This window comes from Celerinatantimonas diazotrophica (assembly GCF_004339545.1).
Classification (GTDB): domain Bacteria; phylum Pseudomonadota; class Gammaproteobacteria; order Enterobacterales; family Celerinatantimonadaceae; genus Celerinatantimonas; species Celerinatantimonas diazotrophica.
Genome location: NZ_SMGD01000012.1, coordinates 413258 through 425842, shown reverse-complemented (window position 1 = coordinate 425842; position 12585 = coordinate 413258). Strand labels below are relative to the sequence as shown.

At 44.8% G+C, this 12585-nt stretch carries 11 protein-coding genes and 2 pseudogenes; 5 read left to right on the top strand and 8 right to left on the bottom strand.

Annotated elements, in window-relative coordinates:
- Window positions 1–17: 17 nt before the first annotated feature.
- From EV690_RS08205 to yacG, 4 genes are all read left to right on the top strand, one after another.
- Complete coding sequence (locus tag EV690_RS08205) at window positions 18–893, top strand: prepilin peptidase (RefSeq protein ID WP_131912502.1); 876 nt, start codon at window positions 18–20, stop codon at window positions 891–893.
- A 10-nt stretch (window positions 894–903) separates the two neighbouring features.
- Window positions 904–1509, top strand: a complete 606-nt coding sequence (gene coaE, locus EV690_RS08200) for a dephospho-CoA kinase (protein WP_131912501.1) — start codon at window positions 904–906, stop codon at window positions 1507–1509.
- A gap of 194 nt (window positions 1510–1703) precedes the next feature.
- A complete protein-coding gene (zapD, locus tag EV690_RS08195) occupies window positions 1704–2456 on the top strand; it encodes a cell division protein ZapD (protein ID WP_165872696.1) in 753 nt (250 codons plus the stop codon).
- Window positions 2453–2647: a DNA gyrase inhibitor YacG gene (yacG, locus tag EV690_RS08190; protein WP_131912499.1), complete on the top strand. Its 195-nt coding sequence runs from the start codon at window positions 2453–2455 to the stop codon at window positions 2645–2647. Before zapD ends, yacG begins: the two co-directional genes overlap by 4 nt.
- Here the strand turns inward: yacG and mutT are convergent.
- The 3 genes and pseudogenes from mutT to secA form a co-directional block, all read right to left on the bottom strand.
- A complete protein-coding gene (mutT, locus tag EV690_RS08185; RefSeq protein WP_131912498.1) occupies window positions 2644–3042 on the bottom strand; it encodes an 8-oxo-dGTP diphosphatase MutT in 399 nt (132 codons plus the stop codon). The genes yacG and mutT overlap by 4 nt on opposite strands.
- Window positions 3043–3097: 55 nt before the next feature.
- A pseudogene (locus EV690_RS18725) lies at window positions 3098–3187 on the bottom strand (SEC-C metal-binding domain-containing protein); the annotation flags it as partial.
- Between the two features lie 95 nt (window positions 3188–3282).
- Window positions 3283–5827, bottom strand: a pseudogene (gene secA, locus EV690_RS08180) (preprotein translocase subunit SecA); the annotation flags it as partial.
- 445 nt (window positions 5828–6272) lie between these two features.
- Here secA and EV690_RS08170 point away from each other — a divergent pair.
- On the top strand, window positions 6273–6731 hold the full coding sequence (locus tag EV690_RS08170; RefSeq protein ID WP_131912495.1) for a hypothetical protein: 459 nt from the start codon (window positions 6273–6275) through the stop codon (window positions 6729–6731).
- Window positions 6732–6752: 21 nt separating this feature from the next.
- Here EV690_RS08170 and lpxC read toward each other — a convergent pair whose 3' ends face one another.
- From lpxC to murC, 5 genes are all read right to left on the bottom strand, one after another.
- Window positions 6753–7676: a UDP-3-O-acyl-N-acetylglucosamine deacetylase gene (gene lpxC, locus EV690_RS08165; protein WP_131912697.1), complete on the bottom strand. Its 924-nt coding sequence runs from the start codon at window positions 7674–7676 to the stop codon at window positions 6753–6755.
- 93 nt (window positions 7677–7769) lie between these two features.
- Window positions 7770–8933, bottom strand: a complete 1164-nt coding sequence (gene ftsZ, locus EV690_RS08160; protein WP_131912494.1) for a cell division protein FtsZ — start codon at window positions 8931–8933, stop codon at window positions 7770–7772.
- Between the two features lie 42 nt (window positions 8934–8975).
- Window positions 8976–10232, bottom strand: coding sequence for a cell division protein FtsA (ftsA, locus tag EV690_RS08155; protein WP_131912493.1), 1257 nt, complete (start codon window positions 10230–10232; stop codon window positions 8976–8978).
- A gap of 7 nt (window positions 10233–10239) precedes the next feature.
- The gene (locus EV690_RS08150) at window positions 10240–11007 is read right to left on the bottom strand and encodes a cell division protein FtsQ/DivIB (protein ID WP_131912492.1); all 768 of its coding nucleotides are present in this window, start codon (window positions 11005–11007) and stop codon (window positions 10240–10242) included.
- A 117-nt stretch (window positions 11008–11124) separates the two neighbouring features.
- Window positions 11125–12585 carry a UDP-N-acetylmuramate--L-alanine ligase gene (gene murC / locus EV690_RS08145; protein WP_131912491.1) on the bottom strand — a complete coding sequence of 487 codons (1461 nt, stop codon included), beginning with the start codon at window positions 12583–12585 and terminating at the stop codon, window positions 11125–11127.

Below are 12585 nucleotides of genomic sequence, written 5' to 3'. Positions count from 1 at the left end.
AGTATAACTGAGCATACATGGCCTATTTGCACACAATCTGGCAACAACTTCCGATCTTTTTCTGGGTATTATGCGTCGCCGTTGCTTTAGTCATTGGTTCGTTTATGAATGTGCTCATTTACCGACTGCCGTTGATCCTGAAACGGCAGTGGAAAAATGAATGTGAGACATTTTTAGCAGAGATAAAAGATGAACCACAGTTACCACAAGGTCGCTTTGATCTCGCGTATCCACGCTCTCAGTGTCCACACTGTCATCACAAAATTCCGTTTTGGTGGAATATTCCAGTTCTTAGTTTTATCCTTTTACGGGGTCGTTGCCATAACTGTCGCCAAGCAATTAGCTGGCGTTATCCGATTGTAGAGCTCCTCAGTGTAGCTATCACCATATTACTTTTTTGGCGATTTTCACTCTCAATACAATGGCTCTGGGCATGTGTATTTGCGCTGGCCCTTATTGCCGCAGCGTGTATCGATTTAAAAACACTGCTACTGCCCGATCAGCTCACGTTGCCGCTATTATGGTTAGGATTATTAGTCAATACTCATCAGCTCTTTGTATCGACGCATCAATCGCTATGGGGAGCGGCTTTTGGATATAGTTCCCTCTGGGTTCTTTATTGGTGTTTTAAGTTACTAACCAAAAAAGAAGGAATGGGTTATGGCGATTTCAAATTATTCGCCGCCATTGGTGCTTGGTTGGGTTGGAGCTCATTACCCATTATCTTATTGTTCAGTTCTGCCGCCGGAGCTCTCGTAGGCATCGCTGTATTAGCGAAGCAGCGCAAACGACAACAACTACAATTACCATTTGGACCATTTCTAGCGGCGAGCGCTTTAGTTTATCTCGTTTTTGGCGAGCAAATTTACCATTTGTACTGGATGATGCTCTAGGGAGGAGTACGTGATTGTGGCATTGACTGGCGGCATCGCCAGTGGCAAAACGACAGTCGCCAAGTGGATTGCCCAGCAAGGCATCGATTGTATTGATGCTGATGTCATCGCACGGCAGATTGTAGAACCAGGGCAAGACGCTCTCAAGGCAATTTGTCAGCATTTTGGAAAACAAGTACTGACTGCTGATGGCCACTTAAATCGACGTCAACTCAGAGACTATATATTTAATCATCCGGAGCAGCGACACTGGTTAGAAAACTGCTTACACCCACGCATTAAAAATTTGATTGATGAGCAATTATTACGCACATCAAAAACACCTTACACCTTATTAATTGTTCCACTGCTCATTGAAAGTGGCTTTGATAAACTGGCTGATCGCATCTTAGTGGTCGATATTGATCCACAACAACAGCTAAAAAGGATTTGCCAACGCGATCAAGTTGTAATGGAGCAAGCCGAGCAGATTGTAGCAAGTCAGAGTACGCGACAAGAGCGTCTAGCCATCGCTGATGATGTCATTTATAACGACGGCTCACTGGCTGAGCTTAAGCAAAAAACCATGGCAGTGCATCGGCAATATCTGCAATTAGCCCAAGCAAAGTTCGCTTAAGGGCCGTTTGACTCAAGCCTAAACTATCGATAAGTGACTCAAACCCAATTCATTCATATGACTGAAACCAAGAAATTTAAATCCTTGGGTAAATATTCATTACCCATGTGTATCAATAGGCAATGACAGCGCATGATGCAATCGATACACTACACTTAATATCAATAAGTCATCAAAGGTTAGAGTTTTTAATTGTGACTAGTGAATTAGTTTTTGAACATCCACTAAATGAAAAAATTCGCACTTACCTGCGAGTGGAAACACTATTTAATCAGCTTGAGCAGATCAAAACAACTTTGGACGAGAGCGACAGTAGTGTTCAAAATTTTTTCCGCACATTATTTGATTTAAATGACGTGTTAGATCGCTGTGAATGGCGTAGCGATCTACTCAAAGATCTAGATAAGCAGCGCCAGCTGTTCCGACAATGGGCTAATGCACCAGAAATTGATACGAGTAAAATAGATGAGTTAGTCTTAAAGACTGATAATTACTTTCGCACCATTAATCAACATCCGAAACTGGCCAATTTGATAAAAGAAGATCGGTTGTTAAGCCTCATCCGACAGCGCTTAACCCTCCCTGGAGGAGCCTGCAGTTTTGATCTTCCCCAGCTCTATTTTTGGCAACACCAAAGCCTTGAACAACGCATTAGTGATATCGAAAAGTGGCTGCAGCCATTTGCCACCATCGCTGAGGTCATGGGCTTTCTACTCAGCATGCTCAGAGAACAGAGTGTCGCAGAGCAAGTCATCGCTCATGGCGGTTTTTATCAGGGTCAGCGCGAAGGCTGCGCCATGCTCAGAATTAGCATTAATGGGAATGTCAGAGGGTATCCAACCATCAGCGGCCATAAAAATCGTTTTGCAATTAAGTTTATGTCACTTGAAGGCGCCATTACTAATGACCTAAACTTTACGCTAACCTGTTGCAGGAGTTTTCAATGAGTAAAAAGACTTTGGTAAATTGCCCAATTTGCCATAAACAAGCAGAGTATTCAGCCAATAACCCGTGGCGCCCTTTTTGTAGCGAGCGGTGTAAATTAATCGACTTAGGGGAATGGGCGAACGAAGAAAAAGCGATCCCCGGACAATCGATTGCCGAGGATGAAGATAAACCAGATAGCTGGAATTTTTAATGTTCCGACCGTAGTTCATCTAAAATTGGCTGATTAGCTTCAGGAAATGGGTAATCCGCTAATTGTGATTTTGTAATCCATTTTAGCGGTTGCCCTTCTCGAGCCTGTTCTATACCTGTAAAATCACTCACCCAGTAAATATTCAGGTTTACCGCTTTATCGGGATATTGATGGTGGATCTGCTGACGCTTTTGACAGGCTTTAGGATTTATATCAATACCAAGCTCCTCATTTAGCTCTCTGGCTAACGCTTCGACCTCACTTTCACCAGCATCCACTTTGCCCCCAGGAAACTCCCACAGACCTCCCTGATGCTGTTTAGCATTGCGCTTGGCGATAAGGATCTTGTCATTTCGGATAATCACACCCACCACGACATTCACTTCTTCCGTCACTATTTACTCCTTTATCGTCTATAAAAAAGCCCGGAATCAACCGGGCTTTTCGCGTTTAACTTAAACGCCCATGGCAGTGTTTATATTTTTTGCCACTCCCACATGGACAGGGGTCATTACGCCCAATTTTTTGACCTTCGCGAATATACTGCTGAACTTTACGAGTACCTTCCTCATCAGCCCCAGCATTATTATAATCACCGGCACCTTGATGCTGAGCATTCTCGCTCAGTTGTTGTGCCTGTTCACGACGCAGACGCTCCATCTCTTCCACTTCTTCAGGCGCTTGGACCTCAACTCGACTGAGGACACTAATCACATCATATTTAAGTGAATCAAGCATCTGCGTAAACAGTTCAAATGACTCGCGTTTATACTCTTGTTTAGGATCACGCTGGGCATAACCCCGTAAGTGGATCCCTTGACGCAAATAGTCCATCGCGGCCAGATGCTCTTTCCATAACTGGTCGAGTGTTTGCAGCATCACTGATTTTTCGAATTGCCGCATCACCTCTTCACCGACCAATTCAACTTTGACCTGATAAGCCTTGGTTGCTTCTTCGATGATCCGTTCGCGCAGCGTTTCTTCATAGAGCTTGTCGTCTTCATCCAGCCAATGCTGAATCGGCAACTCTAAACCAAAATCATTCTTCAGATGCTCTTCTAATCGTTGGATTTCCCATAACTCTTCCAGCGATTGAGGCGGAATAAAGTTATCAATAGACTGATTCAATACATCTTCACGAATAACATGAATTGTGTCAGAAATATCCTCAGCATCCATCAACTCATTGCGCTGTTCATAAACGACTTTACGCTGATCGTTGGCAACATCGTCAAATTCAAGCAGCGATTTACGAATATCAAAGTTACGACCTTCAACCTTGCGCTGAGCATTTTCAATCGCCCGCGAGACCCAAGGATGTTCAATGGCTTCACCTTGTTTCATCCCTAATTTTTTCATCATGCCACTGACTTTGTCAGAAGCAAAGATACGCATCAATGGATCATCCATCGACAGGTAGAAGCGGCTTGCCCCCGGATCCCCTTGACGACCAGAACGACCACGCAACTGGTTATCAATACGACGAGACTCATGACGCTCAGTACCAATGATATGTAAACCGCCGGCTTCAATGACTTGTTCATGCACTTTTTGCCACTGAGACTTAATTTGTGCGATTTCTTCCTCGGTTGGCTCCTCAATCGCGTCAATTTTCGACTTCCAGTTCCCACCTAAGATGATATCTGTCCCACGACCCGCCATATTCGTTGCAATAGTAACAGCACCGGGAATACCAGCTTGGGCAATAATGTCAGCTTCGCGTTCGTGCTGTTTTGCGTTTAAGACCTCGTGTTTAATCTTATTTTTTTGCAGAAGATCCGATAAATACTCAGAGTTCTCAATAGATGCAGTCCCGACCAGAACCGGTTGACCGCGCTCCATACACCCTTTGATATCTTCAATGATGGCGTTATATTTTTCTTCAGCTGTTAAAAAGACCAAATCACCCATATCCTTACGGATCATCGGTTTGTTGGTTGGGATCACAACTGTATCTAATCCATAAATCTGCTGAAATTCAAATGCTTCAGTGTCAGCCGTCCCGGTCATCCCAGCAAGTTTGTCATACAACCTGAAATAATTCTGGAAGGTAATCGAGGCTAACGTCTGGTTTTCACTCTGAATCGGCACCCCTTCTTTAGCCTCAACAGCTTGGTGCAAGCCTTCAGACCAACGGCGTCCTTCCATCGTCCGCCCGGTATGTTCATCAACGATAACGATTTCCTGTTTTTCGTTGACGATATAATCGACATCACGCTCAAATAATGTATGAGCCCGCAGCGCCGCATTAACATGGTGTAATAATGAGATACTAGAGGCTGAATAAAGTGATTGTTCTTCAGCGAGCAACTCTCTCTCATGTAGCAGTTGCTCTACATATTCCTGACCGCGTTCAGTCAGATAAACCTGTTTGGCTTTTTCATCAACGGTAAAGTGCCCGTCACCGGTATATTCTTCGCTATCCTCTTTATCCTGTTTTTCAAGAAAGGGGATGACCTGATTGACTTGGATATATAGCTCAGAGCTATCTTCTGCAGCACCGGAAATAATCAGTGGAGTACGGGCTTCATCAATTAAAATAGAGTCGACTTCATCGATCAACGCGTAATACAGTGGCCGCTGCACACGTTGCTCTGGCGCATAAGCCATATTGTCCCGCAGATAATCAAAACCGAATTCATTATTGGTCCCGTAAGTAATATCTGCTTTATAGGCGGCAATTTTTTCCTCAGGTGACATTCCGGAAATATTCACCGATACGCTCATCCCCAAGAAATCAAACAATGGGCGGTTCGAGTCAGCATCACGCGTCGCCAAATAGTCGTTCACGGTAATAACGTGAACGCCTTTGCCGGTTAAGGCGTTTAAGTATGCGGGTAATGTTGCGGTGAGTGTTTTACCTTCACCTGTACGCATTTCGGCGATTTTATTGTCGTTCAGTACCATGCCGCCAATCATCTGGACATCGAAATGGCGCATTCCAAAAATTCGTTTTGAAGCTTCTCGAACTGTTGCAAAAGCTTCAGGGAGTAATGCATCAAGCGTTTCTCCCTCATTTAATCGCGAACGAAACTCTGCTGTTTTAGCCTGTAGTTGTTCATTGCTAAGCGCTTCAAAATCAGGTTCCATTTCATTGATTTGTCGGGCAATCTTGCGTAGCTGCTTAATCGTACGCTGGTTTCGGCTACCAATAACCTTGGTAAGAATTTTACTTATCATGCGTATTATCTTTTAAGAGTCATTCAAATTATGATGACACAAAGTGATGACTGACCACTCTGTGAAAATCGTTTCCAAACCGGACAAATTCTGACCTTTAACTCTCAGATGAGCAAACTGGCCAAAATAATTATAAACATGGCGAATTACCATACCATTAACGGATACAATCGCAAATTCATCCTTGTCCATACAAAACAAACGCCTCCACTGAATCGCGGTGCAATGAAAACATGAAGGTTTTAAGGCATGCTCTCAGGATCAGACTGACGTCTTAGATCATCGGCTATCTTGATAGATGGAGGCGTTATATTAAAATTCAACTCAAATAAATTGAGTTTATCCTATCATTTCATTTACGATGGGCCGAGAGTATTGACTCAACTTTCATTTTTAGCAAAATTGCTATTCAATCGCCCATTAACCCGCATCGCAAGGAGTGATCATGGCCAAACGTATTCACCAGCCGGTTGATATTGATCGCTTGTTTTCGCGCGGATCTTTAGCTCAAATAAAGCAAAACACTGAGCAACGAGATAAATTCAGCAAAAGCACGCAACATATTCTACACCAATATCACTTAGATAGCTGTCAGCTCACTCATTTAGAGAACTCAAAAGCAGTGATCAGTGCTCCCAATGCCGCTTGGATGACTCGTTTAAGGCAACTCAAAAGTCAATTGATTAGCGATCTTCGAAAAGTATATCCGGGACTGATTTCACTTGAGATCAAGGTCAATCCAAATTTGGCTAGTATTAAACCAGAACCCACTGTAAAAATCACTAAATCACGTCAAATTAGCACGCAAAGCGCACAAAATATCCGTGACTCAGCCAAGCATCTACCTGATGAATTAAAAGAGAGGTTGGAAAGGATAGCGGCGCTTTGCGGAGAGAAGAAATAGCGCGCCGCTATACAAAATTACTTAGAATGCCTGCAGAGGCTGACTGTAAGTGAGCGGCACTTCAGCAGCTTCATCATCAAAGGTGACAATTTCATAGGCCTGTGGTGTTGCTAACAATTCTCGAGCCAGCATATTGTTTAATGCATGCCCTGCTTTGTAAGCACATAGATGTCCCAAAATTGAATGACCTGTTAGGCAGAGATCGCCAATCGCATCAAGCACTTTATGCCGGACGAATTCGTCTTCGTAGCGAAGACCTTCATCATTGATGATGCGGTATTCATCCAGAACAATGGCATTTTCTAAGCTGCCCCCTAATGCCAAATTATGCGCTTGCATAAATTCAACATCACGCAAGAAGCAAAATGTTCTGGCACGGCTCAACTCTTTGACAAATTTAACACTGTCAAATTCCATTGAAATGCTCTGGTTACGTCCAGAAATCGCAGGATGTTCAAAATCGATGGCAAAATCAATTTTAAAACCGGCAGGATTTGGCCGCAATTCAGCCCATTTTCCTTCTTCGGCCTCTACCCGCACTGTTTCTTTGACACGGATAAATTTTTTCAATGCATTCTGCTGTTCAATGCCAGCTGACTGCAGCAAGAAGACAAATGGACTCGAACTGCCATCCATAATTGGAATTTCCGGCGCATCAACTTCAATGACCAGATTATCTAAACCTAATGCAGCGACAGCTGATAACAAGTGTTCAATGGTCGCAATACGATTACCACGCTCGTCCACTAAACCAGTACAGAGCACTGTATCCTGGACTAAATCAGCGCTTGCCGGAATAGATACCACCGGGTCGAGATCAACCCGCCGGAATACGATTCCAGTATTGACAGGTGCCGGATTGAGCGCAATAGTCACTTTGTTACCTGAATGCAGACCAATACCAGTCGCATGCACAGGTTTCGCAAGTGTTCGCTGTTTAATCATAGGCACTAAAACCCCTCGTCAAATCCGGCCACAGTAAAAATTAGTCGGATATTCTATCATAAGTAAAGACAATTCCACAGCTCATTTAACATCTTAATCCGCTTGACGGCGTAAAAATGCTGGAATATCTAGATATTCTAGATCATTTTTTTGCTCAGCAGGAGCTGGTGAATGCCCACCTACCGCAGCTTTACTTTCTGGTGCAGGTGCTGCAGTTTTCTGCATATTTGATGCCACTGGTTGTGGTTTAGCCGTTTCGTTGCTGACTGAATTATTCACCAGAGTAATATCAGGGCGACGTTCCGCACCAATCCCAGTTGCAACAACAGTCACTCGCAACTCTTCGCTCATATCAGGGTCAATCACCGCGCCCACAACAACTGTCGCATTTTCAGATGCAAAAGCCTTAACGGCATTACCCACTGTTTCAAATTCTTCGATGCTCATATCAAAGCCAGCAGTAATATTTACCAAAATACCGCGGGCACCAGCGAGATCGACATCTTCCAGAAGTGGGCTAGAAATGGCAGTTTCAGCCGCTTCTTCAGCTCGATCATCACCTTTCGCAACACCTGTTCCCATCATTGCTGTTCCCATCTCACGCATCACCGTGCGAACGTCAGCAAAGTCAACGTTAATCAGGCCCGGACGGGTAATCAGCTCGGCAATTCCCTGAACCGACCCCAGCAGGACATTATTCGCAGCTTTAAAGGCATCTAACAGCGAAACACCGCGCCCCAACACTTTAAGCAGCTTATCGTTTGGAATTGTAATTAATGAATCGACAGATTTAGACAATTCATCAATCCCACTTTGGGCGTAGGCACCACGTTTTTTACCCTCAAAGGCAAATGGACGCGTTACCACCGCAACCGTTAAAATTCCTAACTCTTTGGCCACTTCCGCAACCACAGGAGCTGCCCCGGTACCTGTACCGCCGCCCATTCCGGCTGCGATAAATACCATATCGGCACCTTCGAGCAAATCTTGAATTTGTTCACGATCTTCGGTTGCTGCGTCACGACCGACTTCTGGGTTTGCTCCCGCGCCAAGGCCTTTTGTAATGCTACCGCCAATCTGCAGCGTTTTATCTGCACTGGCGTTACGCAATGCCTGGGCATCTGTATTAATTGCAATAAATTCAACACCTTCAATCGATTGCTGAACCATATGCTCAACGGCATTGCCGCCGCCACCACCGACACCAACCACTTTTATAACGGCTTCGTCAGTATGACTATCCATAATCTCAAACATAATTCTCTCTCCGCATGATTCGTTGACCTTTAGGCCAACGGATTAAAACTCACCCTGAAACCAGCTCTTCACTCGTTTCAAAAGATTACTTACAGAACCGGGCGTTTTATCATCAGTAAAACGCTCGTAGCGGTTTTCCCTTCCGTAATGCAACAAACCAACTGCCGTTGCATAAGTTGAAGATTGAACATACTCGGTCAGACCAGCGACCCGCTCAGGCTTACCGACCCGGACCTGACACTGCAGAATTTGCTCAGCACACTCAACAATTCCTTCCATCTGGGCAGCCCCACCCGTTAAAACTACACCTGCACCTAACTGATGCTTCACCCCTTGTTTTTTTAACTTATCACGCAATTCATCTAACTCAGCTTTGACCATTGAGAGCAATTCGCTATAACGCGGCTCAATGACCTCAGCTAATGTTTGACGCTGCAAACTTCTAGCCGGACGCCCCCCTACACTCGGGACTTCAATGGTGTCATCGCGACTGACCAGTTGGCCTAAAGCACAGCCATACTGGATCTTAACATTTTCAGCATCGCCCAACGGCGTACCAAATGCGTACGCAATATCACTGGTCACCGCATTTCCAGCATATGGGATCACAGTAGTATGCCGTAATGCCCCTCCAGTATAGGCTGACAAATCCATCGTTCCGGCACCAATATCAACCAGACAGACACCCAGCTCTTTTTCATCTTCGGTTAACACGGCATAGCTTGAAGCAAGCGCCGAAAAAATCAGTTGGTCAACTTTCAAACCACACCGTTCGACACATTTCACAATGTTACGGGCCATATCATTGTGACAAGTGATCAAATGGACTTTCGCTTCCATTCGTACGCCCGATAAACCGATCGGGTTTTTAATCCCTTCTTGGTAATCAATTGCAAATTCTTGAGGCAAAACATGTAGCACGCGATGTTCATCTTTTAAACGTACCGATTTCGCAGTATGAATGGCATTATCAACATCTTCTTGGGTGACTTCATCTTCGTTAATCGGCACCATACCTTTTTCGTTCATACAGCTAATATGTTTGCCTGAAATTCCAAGATAAACAGAACTAATCTGGCAATCGGCCATCAGCTCAGCTTCATGCACAGCCCTTTGCACTGATTTTACAACGGCTTCAAGGTCATTCACGCCCCCCTTATCCATCCCTTTCGATGAATGCGAACCAACCCCAATGATATTTAATTGGTTATCAGGGAGTACTTCACCGATCAGCACTGCTACTTTTGAGCTGCCAATGTCTAATCCCACAATTAGATTTTTATCTGTCGCCTTGGTCATTCGCCGTCTAATCCTGTTGATGTTTCCAGCCTACTGCCAGGCCATTGTTATAACGTAAATCTGCATAAGCCATTTTTTCCGGATGCAACTGATCATATAAACTAATAAACCGTTGCAACCTTTTTATTCGGTCACGCTGCCCCAGCCGCAACTGAATACCATTTGTTAGTGTCAGAGACCATGAACGCCTTGCATTTAAGGTCACCGATTGTATTGATAAGTGTTTCGCACCAACCAATTTCTGCATGTTTTTCCATGCATTCAGTATTTCGTCAGCAAAATCATCCGGGCCATTTAAATGCACCAGTGGTTTATGAACATCACTCACCGGTGCCTTAAATATCTGGCCCTCAGGATTAAGCAGCTCTTTATTATTCCACACCGCTTCTGGCTGCTGCTCCTGCAAGTATACGCGAAGCTTATTCGGCCATTGTTTACGAACACTGACGTGCTTTACCCAAGGCAGCGCTTCTAGCGCTTTTTGCACCTTATTTACATCTAAGGTAAAAAAATTGCCTGCCTGGGGCACCTGTTTTAAAGCCCTTTGTAAATCAGTATCACTCACGTAATGACGTTCCCCCGAAATCAAAATCGAGGTCATCGGCATCAACTTCGAGTTACTCAGCCGGTGGTAGATATCCACTCCACCACTGACGAAGAAGAGCACTACCGCCAGAAAAAATAACACTCCGGCAAAATACGGTTTATCAATCCGCCCACTGATTGCGCTAGCCGATCGCAACAGTCTGGGAATTGTCCTCAGTGCTACGCGCACCTATCATTCCTACATTCAAAACTGGTTATTATAACGCCAGCTTCTGTACCTTTAAACGCTAGATTTAAAGCCTTAACAACAAAATTCATCGATATCTTGTAATAATGAACTTTCTCTCTAGCAACCATCAGATAACTCTTTCATTTTTTCAATATTCAATCCAAGTTCACCTAACTGCCGAGCGAGTGCACCAATATTGCCAGCACCTTGCGTGATCACCAGATCCTGATCTTGGATAACCTCAGCCAAGCGTACTGGTAATTCCTGAGGAGTTCGCACATATATAGGCTCTAAACCACGTTGCCGCAACGAACGGCATAATGCCCGACTATCAACACCTGGGATCGGATCCTCACCAGCACTGTAGACTTCAAGTAACAACAACTGATCGACCTGACTGAGCACATCTAAAAAATCTTCATAAAGATCACGCGTTCGCGTATACCGATGTGGCTGATAAGCCATCACGAGTCGCCGCTGCGGCCATGCTTGACGCGCAGCAGCAATGGTTGCTGCCACCTCGGTCGGATGATGGCCATAGTCATCGAGTAAAATCGCTTGACCGCGCCCTGTTTCAAATTCGCCATATTGCTGAAAACGCCGGCCAATCCCTTGAAAATTATTCAATGCTTCGACAATAAACTCATCCCGAATACCATCTTCACTGGCAATCGCAATGGCTGCCGCGGCATTTAACGCATTATGTCGTCCGGGCATCGCTAGTTCGATAGCCAATGGGGGTAAGTCATGACGAGTCACATTAAAATGACAACGATCCCGCAACTGTTTGAAATCACTGATCCTTACATCCACGTTCTCAGAAAACCCATACGTAATGACCTGACGCCCAATTTGCGGAATCAGTGAGCTCACGACTGGATCATCAGCACAGACAACCGCCACCCCATAAAAAGGTAGATTGTGTAAAAACTTGATAAAGGTCTGCTGCAAACGACTAAAATCGCCAGCATAAGTATCCATATGATCAGCTTCAATGTTAGTCACTACCGCCATCATCGGCTGCAGATGTAAAAATGAAGCATCACTTTCATCGGCTTCGGCAATCAGATAGCGACTCGTCCCTAAACGCGCATTGGTTCCAGCACTGTTTAATAATCCGCCAATCACGAAGGTCGGATCGCGCTGCGCTTGGGCATAAATAGAAGCAATCAAACTGGTCGTTGTAGTTTTACCATGAGTTCCGGCAATGGCTACGCCATGGCGATAACGCATTAACTCAGCAAGCATTTCTGCCCGCCGTACCACAGGAATACGCAGTTCTCGCGCCGCTTGCACTTCAGGGTTATCGTCATGAATCGCTGAAGAAACCACCACGACACTAGCCCCTTGAACGTGTTCAGCTTTATGCCCAAAAGTAATATCAGCGCCCAATTCGCTCAGTCGGTCTGTCATCAGACTATGCTGCTGATCGGAGCCACTCACCTGATAGCCTTCGTTTGCTAAAACTTCAGCAATTCCGCCCATTCCGGCACCACCGATCCCAACAAAATGGATCCGTTTAACCCGCCGCATTTCGGGGATCATTAAGCGTAATTTAGCCAATTCGACTTTTGTCAT

Bases quoted from the DNA above. Each gene is read 5' to 3' on its own strand.
- murC (WP_131912491.1), bottom strand. From the start codon at position 12,585: ATGACAAAAGTCGAATTGGCTAAATTACGCTTAATGATCCCCGAAATG.
- yacG (WP_131912499.1), top strand. From the start codon at position 2,453: ATGAGTAAAAAGACTTTGGTAAATTGCCCAATTTGCCATAAACAAGCA.
- lpxC (WP_131912697.1), bottom strand. From the start codon at position 7,676: ATGATTAAACAGCGAACACTTGCGAAACCTGTGCATGCGACTGGTATT.
- ftsZ (WP_131912494.1), bottom strand. From the start codon at position 8,933: ATGTTTGAGATTATGGATAGTCATACTGACGAAGCCGTTATAAAAGTG.
- EV690_RS08170 (WP_131912495.1), top strand. From the start codon at position 6,273: ATGGCCAAACGTATTCACCAGCCGGTTGATATTGATCGCTTGTTTTCG.
- ftsA (WP_131912493.1), bottom strand. From the start codon at position 10,232: ATGACCAAGGCGACAGATAAAAATCTAATTGTGGGATTAGACATTGGC.
- EV690_RS08205 (WP_131912502.1), top strand. From the start codon at position 18: ATGGCCTATTTGCACACAATCTGGCAACAACTTCCGATCTTTTTCTGG.